This window comes from Priestia megaterium (assembly GCF_041941685.1).
In the GTDB taxonomy this organism is placed as follows: Bacteria; Bacillota; Bacilli; order Bacillales; family Bacillaceae_H; genus Priestia; species Priestia megaterium_C.
This window is the reverse complement of record NZ_CP130958.1, coordinates 3732783-3756839: the sequence shown is the minus strand read 5'-3', so window position 1 is coordinate 3756839 and position 24057 is coordinate 3732783. Positions and strand designations below refer to the sequence as shown.

The 24057-nt window shown below is 40.1% G+C and carries 25 protein-coding genes and 1 pseudogene; 21 read left to right on the top strand and 5 right to left on the bottom strand.

The window, feature by feature from the left end; all coding sequences use genetic code 11:
- Positions 1–185: 185 nt before the first annotated feature.
- The 8 genes from Q5794_RS19990 to Q5794_RS19955 all read left to right on the top strand — a co-directional run bounded on the left by Q5794_RS19990 (position 186) and on the right by Q5794_RS19955 (position 7830).
- On the top strand, positions 186–860 hold the full coding sequence (locus tag Q5794_RS19990) for an NlpC/P60 family protein (protein WP_013058576.1): 675 nt from the start codon (positions 186–188) through the stop codon (positions 858–860).
- A gap of 258 nt (positions 861–1118) precedes the next feature.
- Entirely contained in the window at positions 1119–1466 is a 348-nt protein-coding gene (locus Q5794_RS19985; protein WP_098547225.1) for a DUF2642 domain-containing protein, read from the top strand.
- A gap of 18 nt (positions 1467–1484) precedes the next feature.
- Positions 1485–1685: a hypothetical protein gene (locus tag Q5794_RS19980; protein ID WP_214984586.1), complete on the top strand. Its 201-nt coding sequence runs from the start codon at positions 1485–1487 to the stop codon at positions 1683–1685.
- A gap of 2 nt (positions 1686–1687) precedes the next feature.
- The gene (locus Q5794_RS19975; protein WP_214984588.1) at positions 1688–3214 is read left to right on the top strand and encodes a glycosyltransferase family 2 protein; all 1527 of its coding nucleotides are present in this window, start codon (positions 1688–1690) and stop codon (positions 3212–3214) included.
- Positions 3207–4430 (top strand): nucleotide sugar dehydrogenase, encoded by a 1224-nt coding sequence (locus Q5794_RS19970; protein WP_214984590.1) that lies wholly within the window; start codon positions 3207–3209, stop codon positions 4428–4430. Before Q5794_RS19975 ends, Q5794_RS19970 begins: the two co-directional genes overlap by 8 nt.
- Positions 4423–5895 (top strand): glycosyltransferase, encoded by a 1473-nt coding sequence (locus Q5794_RS19965; RefSeq protein WP_226897316.1) that lies wholly within the window; start codon positions 4423–4425, stop codon positions 5893–5895. The genes Q5794_RS19970 and Q5794_RS19965 overlap by 8 nt, the downstream gene beginning before the upstream one ends.
- Before the next feature lie 155 nt (positions 5896–6050).
- Complete coding sequence (locus tag Q5794_RS19960) at positions 6051–6446, top strand: DoxX family protein (RefSeq protein ID WP_214984592.1); 396 nt, start codon at positions 6051–6053, stop codon at positions 6444–6446.
- Between the two features lie 169 nt (positions 6447–6615).
- The gene (locus Q5794_RS19955; protein WP_214984593.1) at positions 6616–7830 is read left to right on the top strand and encodes a cytochrome P450; all 1215 of its coding nucleotides are present in this window, start codon (positions 6616–6618) and stop codon (positions 7828–7830) included.
- Between the two features lie 23 nt (positions 7831–7853).
- Here the strand turns inward: Q5794_RS19955 and Q5794_RS19950 are convergent, their stop codons facing one another.
- The gene (locus tag Q5794_RS19950; protein ID WP_374988373.1) at positions 7854–8222 is read right to left on the bottom strand and encodes a winged helix-turn-helix transcriptional regulator; all 369 of its coding nucleotides are present in this window, start codon (positions 8220–8222) and stop codon (positions 7854–7856) included.
- Between the two features lie 239 nt (positions 8223–8461).
- Between Q5794_RS19950 and Q5794_RS19945 the strand changes: the two genes are divergently transcribed.
- The 3 genes from Q5794_RS19945 to helD all read left to right on the top strand — a co-directional run bounded on the left by Q5794_RS19945 (position 8462) and on the right by helD (position 11808).
- Positions 8462–8980 carry an enoyl-CoA hydratase/isomerase family protein gene (locus Q5794_RS19945; protein WP_251033890.1) on the top strand — a complete coding sequence of 173 codons (519 nt, stop codon included), beginning with the start codon at positions 8462–8464 and terminating at the stop codon, positions 8978–8980.
- Positions 8981–9119: 139 nt separating this feature from the next.
- Entirely contained in the window at positions 9120–9245 is a 126-nt protein-coding gene (locus tag Q5794_RS19940) for a hypothetical protein (RefSeq protein ID WP_016765178.1), read from the top strand.
- A gap of 244 nt (positions 9246–9489) precedes the next feature.
- A complete protein-coding gene (gene helD, locus Q5794_RS19935) occupies positions 9490–11808 on the top strand; it encodes an RNA polymerase recycling motor HelD (RefSeq protein WP_374988372.1) in 2319 nt (772 codons plus the stop codon).
- A 28-nt stretch (positions 11809–11836) separates the two neighbouring features.
- On the opposite strand, the gene comJ is transcribed toward helD, so the two are convergent.
- Entirely contained in the window at positions 11837–12244 is a 408-nt protein-coding gene (gene comJ, locus Q5794_RS19930) for a competence protein ComJ (RefSeq protein WP_374988371.1), read from the bottom strand.
- A gap of 35 nt (positions 12245–12279) precedes the next feature.
- Positions 12280–12654: a sporulation protein gene (locus Q5794_RS19925; protein WP_374989241.1), complete on the bottom strand. Its 375-nt coding sequence runs from the start codon at positions 12652–12654 to the stop codon at positions 12280–12282.
- 292 nt (positions 12655–12946) lie between these two features.
- On the opposite strand from Q5794_RS19925, the gene Q5794_RS19920 reads away from it, so the two are divergent.
- Together Q5794_RS19920 and Q5794_RS19915 are read left to right on the top strand one after the other, a co-directional pair.
- Positions 12947–13207, top strand: coding sequence for a metal-sensitive transcriptional regulator (locus tag Q5794_RS19920; protein WP_013058561.1), 261 nt, complete (start codon positions 12947–12949; stop codon positions 13205–13207).
- A gap of 156 nt (positions 13208–13363) precedes the next feature.
- Positions 13364–15313 (top strand): FUSC family protein, encoded by a 1950-nt coding sequence (locus Q5794_RS19915; RefSeq protein ID WP_374988370.1) that lies wholly within the window; start codon positions 13364–13366, stop codon positions 15311–15313.
- A 35-nt stretch (positions 15314–15348) separates the two neighbouring features.
- On the opposite strand, the gene Q5794_RS19910 is transcribed toward Q5794_RS19915, so the two are convergent.
- Complete coding sequence (locus Q5794_RS19910; RefSeq protein ID WP_013058559.1) at positions 15349–16167, bottom strand: squalene/phytoene synthase family protein; 819 nt, start codon at positions 16165–16167, stop codon at positions 15349–15351.
- A 325-nt stretch (positions 16168–16492) separates the two neighbouring features.
- Here Q5794_RS19910 and Q5794_RS19905 point away from each other — a divergent pair, with 325 nt between their 5' ends.
- From Q5794_RS19905 to Q5794_RS19880, 6 genes and pseudogenes are all read left to right on the top strand, one after another.
- Positions 16493–17164, top strand: a complete 672-nt coding sequence (locus tag Q5794_RS19905; RefSeq protein WP_374988369.1) for a response regulator transcription factor — start codon at positions 16493–16495, stop codon at positions 17162–17164.
- 1 nt (position 17165) lies between these two features.
- Positions 17166–18200 (top strand): sensor histidine kinase, encoded by a 1035-nt coding sequence (locus Q5794_RS19900; protein WP_374988368.1) that lies wholly within the window; start codon positions 17166–17168, stop codon positions 18198–18200.
- 87 nt (positions 18201–18287) lie between these two features.
- Positions 18288–18647, top strand: coding sequence for a DUF1093 domain-containing protein (locus Q5794_RS19895; protein WP_374988367.1), 360 nt, complete (start codon positions 18288–18290; stop codon positions 18645–18647).
- Complete coding sequence (locus Q5794_RS19890) at positions 18644–19411, top strand: ABC transporter ATP-binding protein (RefSeq protein WP_374989240.1); 768 nt, start codon at positions 18644–18646, stop codon at positions 19409–19411. The genes Q5794_RS19895 and Q5794_RS19890 overlap by 4 nt, the downstream gene beginning before the upstream one ends.
- Positions 19398–21308 carry an ABC transporter permease gene (locus tag Q5794_RS19885; protein ID WP_214984610.1) on the top strand — a complete coding sequence of 637 codons (1911 nt, stop codon included), beginning with the start codon at positions 19398–19400 and terminating at the stop codon, positions 21306–21308. Before Q5794_RS19890 ends, Q5794_RS19885 begins: the two co-directional genes overlap by 14 nt.
- A gap of 127 nt (positions 21309–21435) precedes the next feature.
- A pseudogene (locus Q5794_RS19880) lies at positions 21436–22369 on the top strand (patatin-like phospholipase family protein).
- Between the two features lie 11 nt (positions 22370–22380).
- On the opposite strand, the gene Q5794_RS19875 reads toward Q5794_RS19880, so the two are convergent.
- Positions 22381–22746, bottom strand: coding sequence for a DUF3221 domain-containing protein (locus Q5794_RS19875; RefSeq protein WP_214984614.1), 366 nt, complete (start codon positions 22744–22746; stop codon positions 22381–22383).
- Between the two features lie 174 nt (positions 22747–22920).
- Here Q5794_RS19875 and Q5794_RS19870 point away from each other — a divergent pair, with 174 nt between their 5' ends.
- Both Q5794_RS19870 and Q5794_RS19865 read left to right on the top strand, forming a co-directional pair.
- Positions 22921–23529, top strand: coding sequence for a hypothetical protein (locus Q5794_RS19870; RefSeq protein WP_214984616.1), 609 nt, complete (start codon positions 22921–22923; stop codon positions 23527–23529).
- 135 nt (positions 23530–23664) lie between these two features.
- A complete protein-coding gene (locus tag Q5794_RS19865) occupies positions 23665–23925 on the top strand; it encodes a hypothetical protein (protein ID WP_013058550.1) in 261 nt (86 codons plus the stop codon).
- Positions 23926–24057 lie beyond the last annotated feature (132 nt).

Below are 24057 nucleotides of genomic sequence, written 5' to 3'. Positions count from 1 at the left end.
GTTTATCACCTTTATTTGCTAGAATAGTTGTTTTTCTCTTCTTCTTATATTTCGGCGTTTTACATCCAAGAGTTGAGGCTGTTTAAGAAGATTGTTATCAAATTGTTATCTTCTATTAATTGAATTGTTATCCGCAGATGGTATGGTTGTACGGTGCTTAAAACATGATTCGGGGAGGAAACGAAATGAAAAAAATGCTATCGGCGCTTCTTGTAGGAGGAGCTTTATTTGCAAGTCCGGCAATGGGACACGCTGCGTTTGGCGACACGGTTTTAAAACAAGGGATGACAAATGATGATGTTGAACAAGTTAAAACGGTGTTAAAAGATAAAGGATTTTTAAAAGGCGAAGTATCGCGTTATTTTAATTATGAAACAAAAAAAGCGGTTATGGCTTTTCAAGAGAAACATAACCTAGAAGCAGATGGAGTTGTTGGAGAGAATACATACAATGCATTAGGTAAAGGCGGCGTTGTAGAAGGCGAATCAGAAGTGAATACGGATAAAGTAATCAGCAAAGCAAAATCTTTAATGGGCACGCCGTACAAATGGGGCGGCACTACACCTTCAGGATTTGACTGCAGTGGATATCTTCAGTATGTATATAAAGAAAGTGTAGGCGTTGATATTCCCAGAACGGTTGAAGATATCTATAAAGCAGGTGAAAATGTAAGTGAACCGCAGGTAGGAGATCTTGTGTTCTTTGAAACGTACAAAGAAGGCCCTTCTCATGCAGGCATTTATCTTGGAGACGGAAAATTTATTAACGCATCGTCTTCTAAAGGCGTTACGATTAGCGATAAAAATTCAAGCTATTGGAAAGATCGCTATATAGGAGCAAAGCGTATTGCAGCTAACTGATTTATCATTTAATAGATACAAAAAGGCAAAGCCTAAGGGCTTTGTCTTTTTTGTATTGGTTTCAGTAGGTAGGAGGTAGGTAGGGGATTACCCTATACAAAATGGACTAGTCAAGTGCGTATTTGTATGGAAATACGACAAAAGTTCTGTCACCTTTATGATACAGCTTGTATATATTGATAAAGTAATCTCTCAGGTTACGTCAATTGTTGTAGGTAATTTGAAGGGATAACAGTATAAAAAGGAGGAACAAAATTTATGTTTTTTTGTTGTTACCGTCGCTATGTAGAAAAGATAAAACACCTTTTGTTTTCAAATCGATTTGCTGAATTTATTCAGGAAAACACAAAAAAAGCAGTAGAAGACGTTGTTTATTCTGACACGTTTAGAGAATATGTGATCAGTATTATTAAAGAATCTCAAGAATCACCTTTTAAAGAAATTGCCGAGCAGTATATCGGACAGGAAGTTGTGATTGAAACGGCAGCTGGTCCACTTGAAGGTGTGGTCACGTTTGTGGGAGATGATTATTTGGAATTAGTAGAGTCTCCAACGTCAACGGTATTGCTGCCATTTACAAGCATTGTGACTATTCAAAGCGCTTAAACGAAAGGAGGAAAAAATATGTTTCAAGATGCATTACGAGAAAATGTAGGTTCATTTGTGCAAATCATCACAGCTATTGACGTTATTAATGGAACACTGCTTGCTGTTACGGAAGCAGCGGCTGTTGTACGTACATCAAGCTCATATGGCGAGCCTGCAGATGTAACCATTTCACTAGTATCGATTACGTATGTTCGAATTTTCAGCGGAGTTGAGTGAGATTGAAAGTATCAGTGATTATTCCAGCCTGTAACGAAGCTGATTCTTTGTTACCTGTCATTAAAGAAGTTCAAAAAATGAAGCCGTTTGAGATTATTGTCGTCGTAAATGGATCCAGTGATACAACAAAGGAAATCGCCGAGGGTGCAGGCTGCCGCGTTGTTTATTATGAAGAAGCTCTTGGTATTAATATTGGAAGGGCCATTGGGGCTAAAAAAGCAAAAGGAGATATTTTGCTTTTTTTGGACGGAGATATAGCGGTTCCTCATGAGGAGCTGATGAAATATACGAAGGCTATAGAAACCGGTCATGATATAGCGTTGAACAACCTTTCATGGATTATGAAGCGGAAGGTGCGTCCGCATCCGGTTTCCGTTGCGAAATACATGCTGAACTTATGCTTGCAGCGTGAAGATTTATCCATTCAAGCATTAACAGCTATTCCCCATGCTATCAAGAAAACATCAGCAGCAAAAATTGGATACGAGAACTTAGCTCACCCGCCTCTTGCTCATACGATTGCTCTTTTAAAAGGAATGTCAATCGTTGCACCGTGTTCTTCAGACGTTATTTATACCAATAAGATTAGAACTACCCACAAAACCATTCCTACCAATTCTCCTTTCCCTATTTCCACTAACTATATTATTGGAGATCATATTAAAGCGTTAGCTCATCTTATCGAAGAAAAAGGAATAAGAGGCGGGCTCACAGATGGTGATCGAAACCGAGAAGTTGTTTCCGCTTATACACCGAATGTAAAACGGAAAACAGGAGTTAAGTACAGTGCTGTTATTCCGGCAGGTGAAGAAAAAGAGACGATTGCAAACGTGATTAAAGAAGTAAGAAAAGCCGGAGTAGAGGAAATCATTGTGGTTGCCAACGGAGCCGATGAAGTAACGGTTAAGCGAGCGATTGAAGCCGGAGCTACTGTTCTTCATTACAAGCAGCGCCTTGGACACAATGTACCTCGAGCAATTGGTGCGATGTACAGCAGCGGTGAAGTTTGCTTGTTCGTAGATGGAGATATTGTTATTTCCGCGGAACATTTGCGTCCATATTTAGAAGCGGCTGACCAGGGAGTTGATGTAGCGCTTAATAATTTAGAGTGTCTGCTTGACGAAGTGCATCCCATCCACTCTGTAAGTGCGGCGAAATATTTTCTTAATATTGTTTGCAAACGTCCGGATTTAACCATTAATACAACGACGGCGATTCCGCATGCAATTAAACGGGATGTAATGGAGAAAGTAGGCTACGAATCTCTTATTATTCCACCCTTATTTCAATTAAAAAGTATCATGTACGGCTTTATGGTTCAACCCGTTCATTTTGTGGATGTGGCGCGAACGAACCGGATTCGAAAGGAGCATATGAAAGTCAAGGGTTTGGCAGCATCAACGCAGCGAATCCTAGGTGATTATGTAGAAGCCATGGCGTACTATATCAGCCAAACCAGCGAAAGAGGCGAATTTCTCCCGGACATACGAAGACATGATATTTTGTTTGAGGTGTTGAAGAATGAATAAAAAAGTTGCCGTTATTGGTCTTGGGTATGTGGGGCTGCCTCTTGCTCTTTTGTTTGCTAAGAAAAACTACACCGTGATTGGACTTGATATTGACGAGCGGAAAATTGAAGCGCTAAGACAAGGGAAAAGCTATATTCCAGACGTACGTAATGATGTGATTCAAAACGAGAAAAATTTTCAAGCATATGAATTAAAAAAAGGTATTTCGGCATTTCAAGCCTGCGATTATGTAGTGGTGACCGTACCAACCCCAATTACAGAAATGCACAATCCAGATTTAGGACCAGTTATTAGCGCATCTACTTTCTTAAAAGAATACATGGTAAAAGGGCAAACGATTATTTATGAAAGCTCTACCTACCCAGGTACGCTTGAAGAAATTGTTTTGCCTATTTTGAAAGATTCTAACTTGCAAGCAGGAATAGATTTTTATTTAGCTTATTCTCCAGAGCGAGTTGATCCGGCAAACAAGTCTTATGACATTGAGCATATTCCAAAAGTGATCAGCGGCTACAGCAAAGAATGCCTTCATCATATACAGATATTTTACGAAAACATTTTCCAGCAGGTTGTACCTGTTTCTTCTCCGAAAGTAGCGGAAATGTGCAAGCTGTTTGAAAACATTCAGCGTCTGGTCAATATTTCGTTGGTGAATGAAACAAACGAACTGTGTGAGGAATTAGGAATAGATTTTTATGAGGTCTTACAAGCGGCATCTACCAAGCCGTTTGGGTTTACTCCTTATTATCCAGGTCCCGGAATAGGGGGGCACTGCATACCTGTTGATCCGCTTTATTTCTTATGGAAACTAAAGCAAAATGGATTAACGAGCGAACTTATTGAAGCGGCTCATCATATTAATGAAGAAATGCCAAATAAAGTGATTAGGCGAGTTGAAAAGCAGCTTGACGCAAATGAAAAGCGCGTGTTCGTGGTGGGCGTTGCGTATAAAAAAGACGTAAATGACATACGTGAATCGCCGGCGCTGACCGTGTGTGAAGGTCTTTTAGAAAAAGGGTATGAATTAACGTATCATGACCCGTATATTGACTCTGCTGTCTTTAATAAGCAAACGTACTTTTCTATCCCGCTCACAAAAGAGGAAATCGAAAAAAGCGATGTTGTACTGGTATTAACTGACCATAGTCAGGTGGATTGGTCAATCGTAAAAAATGCAAAAAAAGTTGTAGATACAAGAGGTATTTTAAATGAATGAAGCCGCTGAGTTATTCAGTGGTTCTTTTTTAGGGGTGATATCAATGAAAACTCTTTCTGTTGTGCTGCCTGTTTACAATGAAGAAGACACGCTAAAGACCGTGCTTAAACAAATTAAGAAAGTGAATGTGCTTGAGATTATTGTAATCGCAAATGGTTGTACCGATGCTTCAGTAAAAATAGCAAAAGAAGAAGGGTGCATGGTAAAAGTAGTGGAAAAACGCCTTTCTCCCCATGAAGCAAGAATGGAAGGAGCCAAGGCTACCAAAGGAGATGCCGTCTTATTTGTAGACGGGGATATTATTCTTTCTGCTTCTGAGATTGAACGTTTTGTGCAGCCGTTGTTATTTGGACATAGCGACGTTGTGCTAAACAAGTGGGAAAAAACAAAGATAAATGCTTTTAACCGCAGCGAAATGACGTGGAGTGCGGTCCTGCATCATGCGCTTGGAAAGCCTCATCGTGCCAACGCTTATTTAAAAGCACCTTACGGTGTGCTGTTAAACGTGTTGAAGAACTACTGGGATCTGCCGCCTCTTTCTTTATTTGTGACGTTTTTAACACAGTATCGTGTAAGCTCGCATATTACGATTGAGACGCAGGGAAAGGGAAGCTTTCGTCCTTTCGACCGCCCGCTGCGCAGCAGAGAACGAATTCAATCCTACCAGCAGCTTCTTCAGACATATTATACGCTTGCGTCAAATCGTAAAAGGCGAGTGAATATGCTTGCGCAGCCTATTCCAGTTGTTGAGCACGGCTGGGGGAAATTATCTTCTTTTTATGGAGGCAAACAGCTTTCTGTTATTATCCCAGTTTGCAATGAAGAACAAACACTCAAACAAGTGATTGCAGAAGCAAGAAAACTTGAGCCGTTAGAAATTATTGTTGTGATTAACGGTTCCACTGATCAGTCGGAGGCGTATGCCAAAGAACAGGGTGTCAAAACCCTCGTCTACGATGAGCGGTTAGGGCATGATTGCGGAAGAGCTGCGGGGGCCCTTGCAGCAACAGGAGATATTCTCCTCTTTATAGACGGAGATTTTGTACTGTCTGCCCAAGAACTATACCCGTTTGCTTCAGCGGTAGCGAGCGGTGTCGATGTAGCTTTAAACATAAGTGAAGATGAAGAAAAGCTCACGCATGTGGTGCAGGGGTGGAAGTACGTGTTAAATGAGACGGTAGGAAGAAAAGATTTATTAATGAGCTCGATGACAGCTGTTCCTCATGCTATAAGCAGAGAGTGCCTGCGAAAAATTGGAACCGAATCTCTTGCGATGCCGCCTTTTGCTCAAGTAAAAGCGATAATAGAAGATTTTCATGTGCAGGCCGTTCACCATGTTGACGTAAATAAATTTAATCGATTTCGATATTCTGAACACTTATCATTGAAGAGCCATTCTGCTACGGCAGAACTCATTATTCAGGATCATATTTTTGCATTTCTATCGTATCTTCAGCGTAACTGAGCAGGGAGTATGGTCTTATTTTTAAAAGAAACGTTTAAAATGAGATAAAGAAATTTGCTGATATCTTGTTTTTCTGTTCTAACCCCTTGAATTTGTTCACAGTTGTAACTAAAATTGTTACATGTGCAGACAAAAGTAAAAAAGGAGGAAAAGAAATGAAAAGCTATCAGCTTGGAACGTTTTTACTTCGTCTTATGTTAGGGCTAACGTTTTTTATTCATGGTCTTGGCAAATTCCAAAGCGGTATTGATAATACGGTCGGTTTTTTCCACAGCATGGGCATTCCTGCGTTTTTCGCTTATGCGGTTGCGGTTATTGAATTCGTAGGGGGAGCCGCTATGATTCTTGGATTTCAAACGCGTTGGATCGGTGTCTTGTTTGCGATTGTGATGATTGGCGCTATTTTTACAGCGAAAAGCGGTGCTGGTTTTACAGGCGGCTATGAGCTTGAGGTTGCCCTTTTTGTCGTTTCGCTTCATATGATTCTAGCAGGAAGCGGCGCGTACGCGTTAGACAACCGATTACAAAAACCAGAAGAACATTATTCTTAAAAAGGTAGGCGCTATGCGCCTACCCTTTTTTGTAAAAAATATCCTTCTATCGATTCATTTTTACTAAAATATACAGCTATCATTTTTAAGAAAATTCTTATATATGGTACTATTTGGTCATAGGTGACTACATAGTCATTCTATTTGAACGATACGGGGAGGTTTTAACATGAAAACCGAAAGAGAAAACGGAATTGTCCGTCAAGTGAATACGATTCAAACAAAAGAAGAGCGCTTTAATCCTTTTTCATGGTATGAAGAGATGAGAAACAGCGCGCCTGTGCAATGGGATGAAGAAAGGCAGGTATGGGATGTTTTTCACTATGACGGGGTCAAAGAAGTGCTAGAACAAAAGAATATTTTTTCTTCTGATCGAAGACCTCCACAAAACCAAAGACAAACTGCTCTAGGAACGAGCCTAATTAATATTGATCCGCCTAAGCATGCTGAAATGAGAGCGCTTGTTAATAAAGCTTTTACACCTAAAGCAATGAAAGCATGGGAGCCTAAAATTGCGCGTATTACAAATGAATTATTACAAGAAGTTGAGCATTTTGAAGATATTGATATAGTTGAGCATCTTTCCTATCCGCTTCCGGTTATGGTAATTGCCGATATTTTAGGTGTGCCGATAGAAGATCAGCGTCAGTTTAAAGATTGGTCGGATATTATCGTAGCGGGTCCCTCTAATAACGAACGTGAAACGCTCGAAAAACTGCAGCAAGAGAAAATGAAAGCAAATGATGAGCTAGAAGCTTACTTTTATCGAATCATTGAAGAAAAACGCACGCGTCCAGGAGATGATATTATCTCCGTGCTTCTTCAGGCAAAAGAAGAAGGGAAACAGCTAACGGATGAAGAAATCGTCGGTTTTTCTATTTTGCTGCTGATTGCAGGAAACGAAACCACAACAAATTTAATTTCAAATACGATTTATTGTTTAATGGAAGATAAAGCTTCTTTTGAACGACTCAAACGAGAGAAAGAACTTTTGCCTGCTGCGATTGAAGAAGTTCTTCGCTATCGTTCACCCGTTCAAGCTCTTCACCGAATCGTAAAAGAAGATGTGACTCTTGCAGGCAAGAAACTAAAAGCGGGCGAACAGGTCGTTCCATGGATGGGATCTGCGCATCGAGACGCTCAGTACTTTGAAAACCCGGATGTATTTAAAATCGATCGAAAGCCAAATGTGCACATGGCATTTGGAAGAGGCATTCATTTTTGCTTAGGAGCACCGCTTGCTCGAATCGAAGCAAAAATTATGCTGGCCGAGCTGATTGACCGCTATCCGCAGATGGACTGGAGCCCGGCATTTGAGTTAAAGCCGATTGAAAGTACATTTGTATACGGATTAAAAGAATTATTGATTCGTAAACATGTATAAAAAAGCACGCTTTGCGTGCTTTTTTACTCTTTCTCTGCTTGAATTCTCGCTTCAGCAATTTTATCCGTATAATCATATCCCCATTTAAACATCAGCTCGATAATAGGGATGAGCGTTTCTCCAAAAGGTGTTAAATAATATTCTACTGTAGGCGGAACTTGTTTATAGACTTCGCGGTGGATAATTCCGTCGCGCTCGAGTTCGCGAAGCTGTAGCGTGAGCATTCGCTGCGTCACGCCAGGAATGAGTCTGCGCAGTTCATTAAAGCGCCGGCGTTCCTTCGATAATTGATACAAAATGACGCTTTTCCATTTGCCTCCGACTACATCAACGGCTGCTTCCACAGGGCAAGAATAGCCGTGAGGCTCCCATTTTGTTAAGTCGTATTTCATAGTGATTACTCCTTTTATCAGTGAGTTCAGCTGCATTTGTGCTGTTTATACTATAGCACGTCTTATTTGATAAAAACATGGAAATGATTCAAGGAATTATTGACGGAAAATTAAAAAATTAATGGAAATAATTATGAGTTTGTTGTATGATGAAACTATGAAAATAACTTTTCTATTAAAAAGCGAAATATTTTGAAAGCGCTTTATTTATAAAGAACGACAGGGGAAAGGGCGGAGGAATGATGAAAAGATTTATCAAAGTAGAAAAAAGAAATCATGTGGCGGTTGTACGAATGAATCAGTCAATGCTTAATCGTTTGAACAGTGAAGTCATGTATGAGCTGCAAGAAATGATGAATGAGCTGCAGCACGATGCGTCGGTGGGATCTATTGTATTTATGGGAGAGTACTATAAAATGAACGGAGATCATAGAACAACCTCTTTCCTACGTGAAGAAACAGGAAGGCTTTATCAGCCAATTCATGCAGTAGCAGCTCGAGCGATTTTTCAGCGTATTTCATGCAGCTCCAAACAAACGATTGCGCTTCTTACAAACTTTACGTTTGGCGGAGGATATGAGTTAGCTTTAGCGTGCGACGTACGAATTGCGGAAGAACCTGTGCAGCTCAAGTTAACAAACGGCATGACCGTTAGTGCGCAAGAAGCGTGCAATATGGGCAAAGTGCAGCATGTTGTGCAAAAAGGGAAAGGATTAGAATATTCACTTGCGCTGAACGCATTAGAAAAAGAAGCTTGAAAAACGCTTTCACTTTATTTTTATAAAGTGAAAGCGTTTTTATTTCGTTTTGTTGATAAAAAGGTATTGAAAATTCTGAAAAAAGGAGTAGAATGATAACAAATCTACTTATTTTAAATAAGCAAAGGAGCTGGTATCAATGCCATTCATTTTTAAAGAAGCGGTAGTCGGATTGTTTACAGCGGCAGCAGCAGGTTTACTGGCGTTTCAAGGGGTAGAAGTGGTGTCAGCCATCATTCATCTGCTAACTTTTTGGAAACAGTAATAGCTAATAAGTAGAGGAACGACCTATAAAGATAAGGGGCTTGAGACTTTCTCAGCCCTTTTTGTTGTGGAGTTCATTATTTTTCAGTATACTAACGGTGGAAATTAAGACATAATATGGTTACATAGCAGGGATTTACGAACTCAGTAGGGAAGTATGTAGATTCTGAAAAAAATAAACAACGATCGCTTTTACCCGGTAACAAGTTTTGTTATCGGGTAACGTGTGTAAGGGGTGTGGATAAGTGAAAGACAAAAATTTAACAGAAGAACAGCAGCGAGTTGGTTGGGTAGTAGAAGAAATCAGCCAAAAAGCTGAAAAAATAGGCAAAAGCGTAGGAAACGTAAAAGGCGAAATTGTCGATTTGCGAAGCACATTTTGGGACGATGTCACGGTTAATATGGATGAGCCGGATGACGTGATTGAGACATTTACAAGTATTAAGCAGCAGGCAGAACTGTTAGCTGAACGTGAAATTACCCATAGACAAGCGTATGATCAATTAAAAACATTAAAAAAACTAACGCAATCCCCTTATTTTGGACGTTTTGATTTTATAGAAAATGGTGAAAAAGAAGCGGAAGCTATTTATGTGGGCGTGGGCTCTTTAATGGATCAAAAAGATGAAGAGTTTTTAATTTATGATTGGCGTGCGCCTATTTCGAGTCTTTATTATGATTATTCACCGGGAAAAGCGCAGTACGAAACGCCAGGTGAAGCGATTAAAGGCGAGATGAAGCTAAAGCGTCAGTTTATTATCGAAAATAGCGTAATTAAAAGCATGTTTGATACAGGAATTACCATTCGAGATGAGCTGCTTCAAGAAGTGCTCGGACATAATGCAAGCAGTCAAATGAAAAGTATTGTAGCGACTATTCAAAAAGAACAAAACCAAATTATTCGAAATGAAAAAAATAAAGTGCTGATCGTTCAAGGAGTAGCAGGGAGCGGTAAAACGTCTGCGGCTCTTCAGCGCGTGGCTTATCTTCTCTATCATCACCGAAAGCAGCTGACTGCAGAAAACATGATGCTGTTTTCACCAAATCCGCTTTTTAACAGCTACGTCTCAACCGTTCTTCCGGAGCTTGGAGAAGACAATATGAAACAAACAACGTTTCAGCAATATGCCGATGGACGGTTAGGAAACGAGTTTGAAGTGGAGGACTTGTTCGTTCAAATCGAATATTTGCTAACGGAAAAAGATGCTGCGACAAAAAAGCAAAAAATGCAGGAAATTCGCTACAAGGCAAGCCGTGAATTTAAAAAGCAGGTAGATGCGTATATCGAAGAACTGTCTACTAAAGACATCATTTTTAAAAACATTAAGTTCCGCGGCGAAATCGTGTTATCCGCTCGGCGTTTGCTGTCTTATTTCTATTCGCTTGATACGGGAATTTCCATACCCAACAGGATGCAGCTCGTAGCGGAATGGGCGCTTAAACTCATTAATCAGCTTGAAAAACTTGAGCGCAAAAAAGATTGGGTTCAAGAAGAAATTCAGCTTTTAGAAAAAGAAGATTATGTGGAGGCCTATCAGCACCTGCAGAAAAAGGAAGGCTATACGGAAAGCTCATTTGATGATTTCGACCGGGAACAAACGTATTTAGCCAAAGCGGTTGTAGCTAAGAAAATGAAATTTATTAAGCAAGCCATCAAGCAGCTTAAATTTATCGACATTCGCCGTATCTATATGCAGCTGTTTGAAAGAAATCACCTTTTTTCCCACGTAGAGGGATGGGAAGACACTGCTAAAAACACGGTGCACAGAGTCATGAATATGAAGCTGTCTTATGAAGACGTAACGCCTTACTTATATATAAAAGATCAAATTGAAGGGCGCAAAGCCAATCCTGTCATTCGCTATTTGTTTATTGATGAAGCACAAGACTATTCACCGTTTCAGCTGGCGTTTTTAAAAGAGCTGTTTCCGCATGCCAGAATGACGCTGCTTGGAGACTTGAATCAAGCGATCTATGCGCACGCTATGAACGCACCGACCATTCTTTCAAGCGAACTGTACGAAGAGAAAGAAGCAGAAACGCTGACTCTTACGAGAAGCTACCGATCAACACGTCAAATTGTTGAGTTTTCAAGGGGTATGGTGGCAAATGGCCATTTAATCGAGCCGTTTAATCGAGACGGAGCGAAACCGACCGTGACGGCTACAGGCGACGTGCAAAAGCTGCATGAGGCAATCATACACAAAATTAATGAATTGAAGCAGCAAAACTATAAAACGATTGCTGTTATTGCCAAAACAGCTGAGGAAAGTCGTCAGGCATTCCAAGCACTGCCTGAAGCGATGTCTGCAAGGCTGCTGACAAAAGAAACAAGTTCATTTGAAAAAGGCATGCTTGTTCTGCCAGCTTACTTAGCAAAAGGAATTGAATTTGATGCCGTCATCATTTACAATGCGTCGAGTGAATGTTACCAAGATGAATATGAGCGAAATTTATTTTATACGGCATGCACAAGAGCGATGCATGAGCTGCACTTGTTCTCGCTTGGTGAAATCAGCCCGTTTATATCAAATAAAGAAACTTATGAATACCAAGGTCAATAAAAGAAGGCAGCCTACTGGCTGCCTTCTTTTATTGACTTTCAAAATGCAGCAAATACTTCACTAAATAAAGGTCTGAGTTTGTTTTTTCTTGAAGAGGAATGGTCAGGCATGTGACGTAATAATATCCTTTTGGAATGTCATAGCTTAAGGTTTCAGATAGGACGCTTTTGATTTCAATCCCATCGCTTTCGACGTGAAAAGGAAGTCGAGTGGTCTTTTCAGCCCGTGATGCGTCTGGAGTTTCGTTTACCCACACTTCAATAAGGGCTTTTGTGTTCGATACGGCTTCAAATGAAATAGCTTTATCGTCTGCGACATATCCTTTTTGAATATCTTCATCACTCCAGTCGTGATGGGGCTTTGGCTGTCCTTTTTGAAACAGCGTAAACTGATGATAAGACATGGTTAGCTCTTGTTCTTTCCATTTTGTTTTCATGATTTCACCTCTTCAAAGTAAAGCTTGTTCTGCTATTATTGAACGATAAATTGTACGCGTGTACCATCTGGATGCTGTTCTAACAGATTTCCAACCCATGAGCCGGCTCCGCGGTTATCAGAAGGTGAAATATAGCGAATGTCAGCTCCTGCTCCGCCTTCTTCGCACATAGCCATTGGCCATTCATCACGGTCATAACCTGTTTTTGTCGGATATCCTTTCAGCGATTCTTCACGGTTCGCTTCAGCACCGTCGCGATCAATTGTGCAAACGGAAGAGTGCCCAGCGGCAATTGCGTCACGAATATGATCACCCGTTTCCGGATATCGGTCTAACGGAAAATAAAGCGTCGCATCATAGTTTACTTCAGCTTCCGTTTTTTCAGGAGCTAAAAAAGCCGCATGTCCCATAAACCCTAAAATACATGCCATGATAATGAATAGACTTGCCATTAATTTTTTCCCGTATGTAGCCATCTCAAACCTCCAGCGTAAGTTGTTTTTACAACTTAACTATACTCTCAGATTGCTAAGTTTAGATTACAGGACAATAAATACGGTGTAAACAAGTATTAACATTTATGTTAAACTTCCTTTACTTGACATCATACCCTAATAGGTATAAAGTTGTGTATACATTTACTTCTTGCGTACAGCTTAAAAGCAAGAAAAGCAATCATGCATGAGCGGAGGTAGTAGTATGATGGAATATGATAAGCAAGTTAAAAATCGTTTAAAACGAATTGAAGGTCAGTTAAAAGGTGTCTTAAATATGATGGAACAAGGAAAAGACTGCCGTGACATTGTGACACAGCTCTCAGCAGCCAGAAGCGCAATTGATCGCACGATGGGTGTTATTGTCAGCACCAATCTTGAACAATGCGTAAGAGAAAGCATTGAAAAAGGCGAGAATACCGAAAACTTAGTAAAAGAAGCAGTAGAGCTGTTAGTAAAAAGCAGATGAGACATTCGTTTCATCTGCTTTTTGTTTTTACTGTACGCTGCTCATAAGGATAAAAACCGCTGTTCCTAAACACAATACGGATAGGAACAGCGGTTTTTTAGGTTTATCTCGTTTTAAGAACAGGAAAGATATATGGAGAGAAAGGAGGAGATCAAGGTGAGTGATGACAAAAAGTCACCAATATATAATCATACGGAAATTCATCATAAAATTGAGGCTTCTCCAAAAGCGCCGGGAATCAAAGCTGCTTTTCGCTTTAACCACGCTTCTTCTCCGTGGGTAAGAGGAATCAGCTCAGGCTTGTCTTCAAGTTTGCCGATTTTAATAGGAATTTTGTTTGATCATTTGCAGTACGGACTCATTGCAAGCATTGGCGGCTTTACATATTTGTATACAAAAGATGAGCCTTACGCGCAGCGTGGCGTTAAGTTATTTTTAGCTTTGCTGGGCATTACGCTGTGCTTTACACTCGGCTCGTTATTTGCTGACGTAGCTTGGATGAAAACCATTTTATTTGGTGTTATTGGAGCTGTATCGGTTTATGTTTTCGGAGCGTTAAAAATTCCAGGACCTTCTGCCATGTTTTTTGTCCTTTCATTCGCTGTGAGTACGAGCATTCCAGCGCCGAATTTGCAGGCTGTTTTTTTGCACGCAGGACTCGTTTTTTTAGGAGGGACACTATCTTGGTGTATTAGCATGAGCGGCTGGCTTATTAACCCGCGCGGACCTGAAACTGCCGCTGTGGCGAAAGCGTACAGGCAGCTAGCTTCATTTGTCGGGTCTCTTGGTACGGAATCGTTTCACGCGGAGCAGCATAAAACGGTTGTCGAGCTTCGGGCAGCGGAAACAGCGATGAAACAAGCGAAAATTAATCGAAAAAAATCATCGTTTGCGCATCGTCTGTTTTTATTAAATCAAAAAGCCGAAGGGCTGTTTATCTTTGTGATGGCCGCTGCGAACGATTTTAATCCAGCTGTTTCTAAAAAAGCACAGGCAGTGATTGAAACGTTCGCATCCGAAATGGCCACGTTAAAAAAACATAAAAAAATTCGAGACGTTCGAGAAGAAATTGAAGAGCTGTCCATCAAAGAAGAGCTGCGTACATTGCTATTGGATGTAAATGACGTTCTTCAAATGAAAGAATTAAAAGAAACGGAGTATATTCAATTTTCACAAGGCAGCGTAAAAACACGGTTAAAAGCTGCTTTTCACAAACGTTCGTATGTGCTTAAAAACGCTTTGCGCTACGGAATTATTATGATCATCGCAGCAGCCGTTGCCTACACGACAAATATTCCAAGGTCTTACTGGATTCCGCTTACGTGTGCGGGAGTGATGCTTGGCGCAACCGTTCGTGCAACGGTTCAGCGAGGTATTCAGCGCTCTGTTGGAACCATTTTAGGTATTTTAATTGGAACCGGGATTCTCATGCTTGAACCAACGGGAATCGTCATTGCGCTCATTGTCTTTGTGCTTCAGTCGACGATTGAAATTGTGATTGTTAAAAACTACGCGCTCGGTACGCTCTTTATCACGCCGAACGCTCTTTTAATCGCTGAAAGCGGTCATCCGGATAAAGCGATTAGCTACTTTACGTCTGCTCGAGTGATTGATATTGTCATTGGTTCTGTTATTGGAGTGGTGGGCACAGTATTAATTTTCAAACGAGCGTCTTCACTTCGTTTGCCATATTTGCTTGGAGATGTGATACGAAAAGAAGGACAGTTTTTAGAAATGCTAAGCACCGAACAAGATGAAGAAAGAATTAAACGAGAAAGAAATAAGCTTCAAGGGGAACTCGTTAATCTTCGGGCGCTGTACGATAATGTGATTGGAGAATATTCTAAAACGGCCGTCAAACTGGAAGGATTGTGGCCTGCGGTTGTCGCTACACAGCAGTTAGGTTATATGCTTCTTGCGGCGTTTGAAGGATATGAGCTGTCAGAAACGGAGAAACGAGAGCTTAAGGAAACATTTGCTCAGCTAGCTGCAGCAGCTGAGCAAAAACGAGCGCCAAAGCTTTCAAGTGTTCCGACCCTGAAACACTACCCAATTATTCAAGGAGAAATAGTCGCTCTATATGAAAGTCTGCAGGTAGAAATATAAAAAGCACGGAACCCAGGGGCTCCGTGCTTTTGTTTTTACATATCCACAACTTCATTTACCGTTTTATTTACATCGTCACGCGTCATTTTTTCTTTTCCTTTCATCAAGGCGTTTAATGTTCCATCAGCAAGCGCTAACGGAATTTTACAGAAATGAAGGATCGGAAGCGATTTGACATCTTCTAAATATTTCTTTCCTAGTGAAAGATTGCGGCGAGCGTAGGCAAACATATCTTCTCTGCTCCAATTGTTAGGAAAGAAGCTGACTCCGCGCTCTGAATCTTCCGATGTATTACGCAGGATATTAACAGACTGCAAGCCGCGTCCAAACGCAATAGCTAATTCTTTGTCTGTTTCCGTGCCGTCATACCATTTCCAAATGTCATTAAGCATCACACCTACTAGACCAGCTACGTAGAACGTATAGTCATCTAAATCCGCTTCATTTTGAATATGCCAGTCTTTTTCTACCCAATCGGCCATTCCTTTGGCCATAATAGAAGTTGCATCTAATACTTGATCTGCAACTCCAGTCGGACAAAGCGCAATCCAGTTGCCGAGCTGAAGCGTTACGTCAGGTAAATCAGCTTGATAAGGACCTACTAATGCCATGTACTCGTCTTCGTTAAAAGACTTTTTTAACAGGTCACTAATGGCGTAAAGCAAGCGGCTTTTTACACCGGCTTCTAGCTCAGGGTGATCTTCAATTTCATCAATTGCCCTCATACATAAGTAAGCAGATCCTACTGCATCCTGCAATTCTGCCGGCAAGTGGCTAATTGGAATAAAAAATGTTCGGCTTGTCTCTTTTAACATCACCATTGCGTTGTCGCGTAATTTGTTGGGTACACTCATTGATAACTAGCTCCTTTTTACATATCCACATGTCAAATTAGTTTAAGTTTTCATCTTATATACTATAGTAACAAAAAATGAGCATTTAATGGAGTTTAAAGATTACTTATTAGCGATATTGTCATTATTTTGTAGTATTTGAACAGAGAAACTTGTAACATATACAAGTTTACACTACGATAATACTCGTTCATTCTTTTTTTTACAGAAATAAATGGTTTATTTTTAAGAAAATTGCTGTCATGCTAATGGAATAGATGAGCTTTTAAGAGAGTATTCAACAGTGGGTTATACATAATATATAGGACAATACAGAGGTGAATGTATGAAAATTTTAATTGTAGAAGACGATGATAAAATATATGAATTAGTGAAAGAGAAATTTGAACAGTGGTCATTTGAAGTGGCTGGAGTAGAAGACTTTCAAAAGGTAATGGAAGTATTTATTGCAGAAAAACCAGAGCTTGTTATTTTAGACGTGAATTTGCCTGTATATGACGGGTTTTACTGGTGTCAGCAAATACGTACGGTTTCAAAAACTCCTATCGTCTTTCTTTCCTCTCGTGAACATCCAATGGATATTGTTATGGCAATGAATGTTGGGGCGGATGACTATATTCAAAAGCCGTTTAACTTAGATGTTCTTGTTGCTAAAGTGCAGGCGCTTCTGCGCAGAACATATTCATATGGAGACACGGTTTCAGACGTTATCGAGTGGAACGGCGCGGTGCTAGACTTAAAAAAAGGAAGTTTGCATTACAACGATCAAGAAATTCATTTAACGAAAAATGAATTTTTCATTTTACGGCTTCTTTTGGAAGAACGGGGCAAGATTGTATCGCGAGAAGAGCTTATGCGAAGGTTATGGGAAGATGAAAAATTTGTAAGTGACAATACGCTTTCTGTCAACATCACACGCATTCGCACCAAGCTTGAAGACATCGGGCTGAATAATAAAATTGTGACCAAAAAAGGCCAAGGATATTTGGTGAATTAAGATGTGGAAAAGTTTTTTAAGAGAAAGACTAAGCTGGATTTTATTTGTTCTTATATGGCTGAGTGTAATCGATGCTCTGCTGCTGCTTGAGTATGATATTAAGGTATCGTCCACTTCGTTTTGGTATTTGAATCTTTTAACGCTGTGTCTGCTGATTCTGTTTCTTTTATGGAGAGGAGTAAAAGAAAGAAGATTTCTAAAAAAGTTAAGCTTAATGCTGCGGAATGATGCGTACGATTTGCAAGAAATGCAGCCATATGTTCGAACAAAAGCAGATGAAGACATGCTGAGTATGCTGCAGCATATAGATCGTGTGTATCGCAGACAAACTCATGTTCTTCACGTACAGCAGCGAGAGCAGCAGGAATATGTAACGACTTGGGTTCATGAGATTAAGACGCCGCTTACTGCGATGAAGCTGCTTATTAATGCTCATCGTACAGAGCTTTATAAATGGCCTTGGCTAAAGGATATTGAAGATGAGTGGATGAAAATTGACGGGTTAGTAGATCAGAATTTATATTCTGCACGCCTGCAGTACTTAGAAAAAGATTATCAGGTGCAGGCAGTGTCACTAAGTGAACTTGTTTTTCCAAACGTTGCGTATTTCTCAAAATGGTGTATTGAAAAGAAGCTGTATATTGATGAAAAAAATCTAGACACACTGGTGCACACTGACCCAAAGTGGATGCAGTTTGTTGTGAGGCAAGTGCTGTCTAACGCCATTAAATATAGTCCTCTAGAAGGAAAGCTTTCTTTTTTTAGTGAAGAAACGCCAAAGTACGTAAAGTTATTTATCGCTGATCAAGGGAAAGGGATTCCAACTCAAGATCTTCCCCGGGTTTTTGGAAAAGGATTCACAGGAAATGCGGGAAGAAAAACGAAGGGAGCTACGGGGCTAGGGCTGTATTTTTCAAAAAAAATTACAGATGCTCTTGGCCATCGAATAGAGGTGAATTCACTTTTACCCGAAGGAACCACAGTGATTCTGACCTTCTACAAACCGAATTCTTTTGATAACCTTTCAAAAATGTAAGATTGCACGCTGAGATTGTCATCTGCTTCAAACGAATCTTTCCTTGTTTCAAAGTAAGATAGAGCTATACACAAGGAGGGAACGTACATGAAGCGAAAGTGGATTAGCCTCTTAGCTCTGCTTTTTGTTGTAGGAGCAGGTATAGGAGGAATAAAGATTTATCAAAAAGCCGCAACGGAGCATCAATACGGGATTATCCCAAAAGAAGCAAAAAAAGTGGATGATTATGGACGAGTTCAATATACAATTTCAGTGATAAACGAAAAAGGACAAACAACGTTTCAAACATTTACAACGATTAAACAGTTAAAAGAAGGAACGGTTATTGACCTTTTCGTTCGAGGCAATGAAGTTCGGAAATATGACATTATAACAAAAAATGAGCTGCCGCAGCGGGTGAAAAGCGTGTGGCCGACAAAAGAACGAAAGGAGGAGAAGGAAAAGTGAGCATTGTTCTTGAAGGGAAAAATGTAACCAAAACGTTTGGATCAAGAGGAAATGTATACGAAGCGCTAAAAGGAATTGATTTTACAATCGAAGAAGGAGAGTTTGTCGGTATTATGGGACCATCTGGAGCGGGAAAAACGACGCTGATGAACATTCTTTCAACGATTGACCGTCCAACCGATGGCGAAGTATGGATTCAAGGGAAAAACGTGGCGCTCATGAAAGATAAGAAGCTGTCTGCTTTCAGACGCAATCATTTAGGGTTTATTTTTCAAGATTATAATTTATTGGATACGTTAACGGTAAAAGAAAATATTCTTCTGCCGCTTACGGTTACAAAAATGTCTAAGAAAGAGATGGAAGCGAAGCTTAAAGACACCGCAACGCGACTAGGCATCTATGAGCTGGCGGATAAGTACCCATATGAGATTTCTGGCGGACAAAAACAGCGCGTTGCAGCAGCGAGAGCAATGATTACGAATCCAGCCGTTATTTTCGCCGATGAACCTACCGGAGCTCTTGATTCCAAAGCTGCTTCAAGCCTGCTCGAAAAGCTGTCGCAGCTAAATCAAGAAGACCGTGCCACCATTATTATGGTGACGCATGATCCGTTGGCTTCAAGCTACTGCAGCCGCGTGCTGTTTATTAAAGACGGACAAATTTATACGGAGCTGTTTAAAGGCGAACAAACGAGACAAGCATTTTTTAAACGAATTATGAACATTCAAGGCGCATTAGGCGGTGAAGGCTATGACCGTATTTGATCTTGTTAAAAAGAATATGCGCAAAAATATTAGCCGTTACAGCCTTTATTTCTTTTCAATGATTTTTAGCATTATTGTGTACTATGTGTTTGCTACGCTTCAGTACGACCAATCGATTTCAAAGGTTATTGGAGAAGAGCTGAGGCTGCAGGGTATTTTTAATGCTTCAAATTACGTTCTGCTTACCTTTATTGTTGTCTTTATTTGGTACACAAATTCATTTTTTATCAGGCAACGTAAGAGAGAGCTCGGGCTGTATCATTTAGTCGGCATTGAAAAACGTACGATTGGAAAAATGATTTTCTATGAGAATATGCTGCTGGGGATTTCTTCTTTGGTGGCCGGTATTTTACTAGGTACCGTGTTTTCAAGGCTGTTTGTGCTGTTTTTACTAAAGCTTATGGGACTGTCGCTTTCTATTACGCTCACATTTTCTCTTCAAGCGGTTTTAAAAACAGCCGTAGTGTTTTTAATTGTTACCATTTTTATATCGTTTCAAGGCTATTTTATTATGTACCGCTATACGCTATTAGATCTGTTTCAAGCAGAAAGCAAAAGTGAACGCGTAAATAAAATGAATTCGAAACGCTCAATTATAGTTGGAGGACTAGGTATCTTACTCGTTGGCTACGGGTACTACCTTTCATCAGGAAACATTGTGACGCCTAAGTTTTTTCTAATTGTAGCCGTTGTACTGTTCTCGGTCATTTTCGGAACATTTTTACTTTTTAAAGCCACAATTGAGTGGCTGATGGGGTTTTACCGAGAGCATGCAAGCGGATATTACTCGTTTGCAAATATGCTAAGCGTTTCTACTATGATGTATCGAATTAAAGCAAATGCACGAGTGTTAACTCTAATTACGATTTTGTCAGCTACTACACTTGTAGCAGTTGGTGTGACGTATTCCTCGTACTATAACACAAAAGCCGACGCCAGAAGTATGCAGCCTTATGACTATACGCTGCACAGCAAAAACGCAGCGCAAGAATTTATGGAAGTACTGCGTGAGTTAGATATCCAATCAAATCAGTATGTGTATCATATCGTGAAGCACTCTGCTGATTTATCGGACTTTCGATTTATTACATCTGGTTATTACGGAGATGGTGAGCGAATCAGTTTTTTAGATGAAGAAGAAGTGCGGAAAAACGGCGTTTCGGTTCCTTCGTTAAGTGCAAACGAAACCGTTGTTTTTGATTCGATGGCAAAAGGAAAAGTGTTTAAGCCTAGTACAGGTAAAACGGCAGCTGTGCAGCTGAACAAATCAGAACAGCTTGCTTTAAAAGTCGTTAAATCAGAATCTTCACTTATTCTTGACTCTGAAAGTGCCGGCTATCAGTTTGTAGTCAATCACGACACGTTTATCAAACTTTCAAAGGCTGGACAAAAGCAATCGGTGTACGTGTTTAATACCGATGATGGAAATAAACAAAATGAACTTACTAAGAACTATCATCAAATCGCAAAAGTGGCTGGAGAAAGCCGCACTTCATACTATGATGTGTTTCAGGCAGGCTTAATGAGTAAAGGATTGTTTATTTTTATTGGAGGATTTTTAGGGCTCGTCTTTTTGATGGCAACGGGCAGTATTATTTATTTTAAGCAAATCTCAGAAGCTGAACAAGAGCGCAAAAGATTTGAAGTACTGCGTAAGCTTGGATTTTCAGTGTCTCAAATGATGAGCGCCGTTCGAAAGCAGCAGCTGTTTACGTTTGGTTTGCCTTTAGTAATTGGTATCTTGCATAGTCTATTTGCGCTGAAGGTTATTACAAACTTAATCGGTGAAAGTCTGATAGTTCCTGTTTTAATAGCGGATGCAGTATACGGGATTATTTATTTTCTTTTCTACTGGCTGACAATGAATTACTATCGAATGGTAATAAAGCGACTGTAAAGAAAAGACTGTTTCGATAAATGAAACAGTCTTTTTTTGTTGGGAAAATAAAAGGTATGGAGTAGCGAAAACCTGAATATAAAAAAGGGTATATAAAAACTAGAAAGTTGCAGGGGAGGGGAAAGATGTGAAAGCGGATGCTGTATTTGAAGGGGGAGGCGTTCGAGGAATTGCATTCACGGGTGCGATTGAAGCGATGGAAGAAAGCAATGTAGAATGGCAGCGTCTAGCAGGTACGTCAGCAGGCGCGTTAATTGCGGCTCTTTTGGCGAGCGGCTATAAAAGCGGTGAAATTCGCAGGGAGCTTCAAAACATGGACTATGCCAAGTTTCGCGGGAAAACGATCATTAACCGAATTCCTCTGATTGGGAACTTGATTGAATTAATGATTCATTTAGGTTTTTATAAAAATGATTATTTGGAAAAATGGGTGTACGGTCTGCTGCGTGAAAAAGGAATCGAAACGTTTGCGGATTTGCCGGCTGATAAGCTGAAAATTATTGCCTCAGATATTTCGAACGGACAGATGCTTGTGCTGCCTGACGACTTGCCTCGATACGGAATGAAGCCAGGCGATATGAAGATTTCACAAGCTGTGATGATGAGTGCGTCCATTCCTTTTTTCTTTCGTCCCGTCATCTGGAAATCCAAAGGGTTCAAGAGGTCATACATTGTCGATGGAGCACTTTTAAGCAATTTTCCGATTTGGCTGTTTGATACGGAGCATCCGCGTTTCCCGACGTTTGGTTTTCGATTTGTAAAAGAAGAAATTGATACAGCCGCTATTATTCCGACGCCGGTCCATTTATTTAAAAGCATGTTTACGACGATGCTGCAAGCACATGATTTGCGGTATTTGAACGCGGAGACAAAAGAACGAACGGTGCAAATTCCAACGGGTGTGATTACGGCAACGGATTTTGCCTTAAAGGAAGAAGAAATCGAATTTTTATATGAATCTGGTTATATATCAGCAAAGCGCTTTTTAGAAAAAGTGGGATTTTGAACAGCATAAAATGAATCGGACCGGACGTCAGCTGACACGAAGAAAGCTCCCGTAACAGGAGCTTTTCTACGGCTGTTTTAAAATGTTGACTTCAACAGCCTCGCCTTTTGCCGGAACGGAATACTGAACGCTTTTGTCTTTTTTGAGCCATGCTTTAACAAGCTGTCCTTTTTTGTATGTTTGATCATCCGAAACTTTTACATAAATAGGCTGTACATCGCTAGAACCAAGTATTTCTTTTGTTGTATAGTCAAGCGCAGTATCTCGCGGAATGACGTTTGCAATAAGAATTTCATCCTGTTTCACTTCTAAAATGCGCCCTTGAATTAAATAGCCAGCCGGCTTTTTTGATTGCTCCGCGTTATCAGAACAGCCGCTTAAACAAATAAAAAAGAGAAGAAAAAGTGCAGTTGATTGAACGGTAAACTTCATAAAATCTCCTTTCCGTTTCAACATGACTACCATTATAACGCGTTTGACCATTTCTTTTCCAGTTTTCGGAGAAAGCAGGAGGTAATCGTTGACGTTATTTCAGCAAGCGTGATATGTTTTAACTCATAAACGCTATTTTTACTAGAAGTCACGCTTAGTACGGGAGGTCCTTATATGGATGTTACCTTTTTAACCAATGTTATTCGACATATATTAGAACGAGATAATTTTGTCATTGACTTTGAAGAATCAGACGAACAAAATATTCACTTTTGGCATCGAGACGAGCCGTTTCGCCTTTTTATTTCAGAGCAAACGGAAAGTTATTTAGTATGGACCGTTTTTGAAGATGAAAAAGAACAGTGGAGCGGAAAAACATTTCTTCAAGAAGTGACGAATACGTGTAAAGACTGCAGTGAGCCAATCGCGCACTGGATTTATAAAGACGGAGGCAAAGCAGGTTATTGCGATCATTGTCTTCAAACGTTTGGAAATGCGTATTTTACAAATGCTGATGATATCAAGCAAAACCTTCATTTAATTGACGGTTCTATTTGTTTTATTACCGATGAAACCGGAAGCGATTGGTGGATTGCATATGAAGGATTCAAACGAGTAATTGCAAGATTAGAAGAAAATCCTAATCAGAAAGTAGAAATGTACAAGCCCGAATATCCGGTCTTTAAATGGGAAATACATTTTCTAACGGAAAACAATTCTGCTAGCTTTAAGTTCAAAGATGACTTTACATCTGGAATTGTACCGAAGGGAAGAATACTCTAACATCCTTGTTATAAGGGTGTTTTTTCTTATAACGGGAAGTTTTTTTAAAAAAATAATTAATTTAGGTTAAAAAGGAGGAATTAAAGGGTAAAGAGTAGAAGATATATCACTATAGGAAGAATGGGGGAAATAATTATGACAACTACAACAAATTTAACACTGGGGTACAAAATGTACACGATTGATTTTAGCCGTCCAACGCAGTCTAACGAGGCACTGCTTGATTTCTTTAAAGATGTTCAGCACAGACAGGGAAATAACGCAGAAAGCTTTTCTAAAACATTAATGGAAATCGAAGAAATCAAAACAAAATATGTAGATCACGAAATCGTACAGCTGGCTAAATCGCTTGAACAGCAAATAAGCCGCTCAAATGCAGAAAAACTTGAGGTCTGATAATCACCAGAAATGGTCGATTTATCAGACCTTTTTTATTTCTATCGATGTAGCACTGTCTCCTTGACTAAAGGGCAGCCAAGGAGACAGTGCTAGACCTATGCGGAAGTTGCCCTCCCTTGCGGGCTGCCA

Bases quoted from the DNA above. Each gene is read 5' to 3' on its own strand.
- Q5794_RS19990 (WP_013058576.1), top strand. From the start codon at position 186: ATGAAAAAAATGCTATCGGCGCTTCTTGTAGGAGGAGCTTTATTTGCA.
- Q5794_RS19985 (WP_098547225.1), top strand. From the start codon at position 1,119: ATGTTTTTTTGTTGTTACCGTCGCTATGTAGAAAAGATAAAACACCTT.
- Q5794_RS19980 (WP_214984586.1), top strand. From the start codon at position 1,485: ATGTTTCAAGATGCATTACGAGAAAATGTAGGTTCATTTGTGCAAATC.
- Q5794_RS19970 (WP_214984590.1), top strand. From the start codon at position 3,207: ATGAATAAAAAAGTTGCCGTTATTGGTCTTGGGTATGTGGGGCTGCCT.
- Q5794_RS19965 (WP_226897316.1), top strand. From the start codon at position 4,423: ATGAATGAAGCCGCTGAGTTATTCAGTGGTTCTTTTTTAGGGGTGATA.
- Q5794_RS19960 (WP_214984592.1), top strand. From the start codon at position 6,051: ATGAAAAGCTATCAGCTTGGAACGTTTTTACTTCGTCTTATGTTAGGG.
- Q5794_RS19955 (WP_214984593.1), top strand. From the start codon at position 6,616: ATGAAAACCGAAAGAGAAAACGGAATTGTCCGTCAAGTGAATACGATT.
- Q5794_RS19950 (WP_374988373.1), bottom strand. From the start codon at position 8,222: ATGAAATACGACTTAACAAAATGGGAGCCTCACGGCTATTCTTGCCCT.
- Q5794_RS19945 (WP_251033890.1), top strand. From the start codon at position 8,462: ATGATGAAAAGATTTATCAAAGTAGAAAAAAGAAATCATGTGGCGGTT.
- Q5794_RS19940 (WP_016765178.1), top strand. From the start codon at position 9,120: ATGCCATTCATTTTTAAAGAAGCGGTAGTCGGATTGTTTACAGCGGCA.
- comJ (WP_374988371.1), bottom strand. From the start codon at position 12,244: ATGAAAACAAAATGGAAAGAACAAGAGCTAACCATGTCTTATCATCAG.
- Q5794_RS19925 (WP_374989241.1), bottom strand. From the start codon at position 12,654: ATGGGACATGCGGCTTTTTTAGCTCCTGAAAAAACGGAAGCTGAAGTA.
- Q5794_RS19920 (WP_013058561.1), top strand. From the start codon at position 12,947: ATGGAATATGATAAGCAAGTTAAAAATCGTTTAAAACGAATTGAAGGT.
- Q5794_RS19910 (WP_013058559.1), bottom strand. From the start codon at position 16,167: ATGAGTGTACCCAACAAATTACGCGACAACGCAATGGTGATGTTAAAA.
- Q5794_RS19905 (WP_374988369.1), top strand. From the start codon at position 16,493: ATGAAAATTTTAATTGTAGAAGACGATGATAAAATATATGAATTAGTG.
- Q5794_RS19900 (WP_374988368.1), top strand. From the start codon at position 17,166: ATGTGGAAAAGTTTTTTAAGAGAAAGACTAAGCTGGATTTTATTTGTT.
- Q5794_RS19895 (WP_374988367.1), top strand. From the start codon at position 18,288: ATGAAGCGAAAGTGGATTAGCCTCTTAGCTCTGCTTTTTGTTGTAGGA.
- Q5794_RS19885 (WP_214984610.1), top strand. From the start codon at position 19,398: ATGACCGTATTTGATCTTGTTAAAAAGAATATGCGCAAAAATATTAGC.
- Q5794_RS19875 (WP_214984614.1), bottom strand. From the start codon at position 22,746: ATGAAGTTTACCGTTCAATCAACTGCACTTTTTCTTCTCTTTTTTATT.
- Q5794_RS19870 (WP_214984616.1), top strand. From the start codon at position 22,921: ATGGATGTTACCTTTTTAACCAATGTTATTCGACATATATTAGAACGA.
- Q5794_RS19865 (WP_013058550.1), top strand. From the start codon at position 23,665: ATGACAACTACAACAAATTTAACACTGGGGTACAAAATGTACACGATT.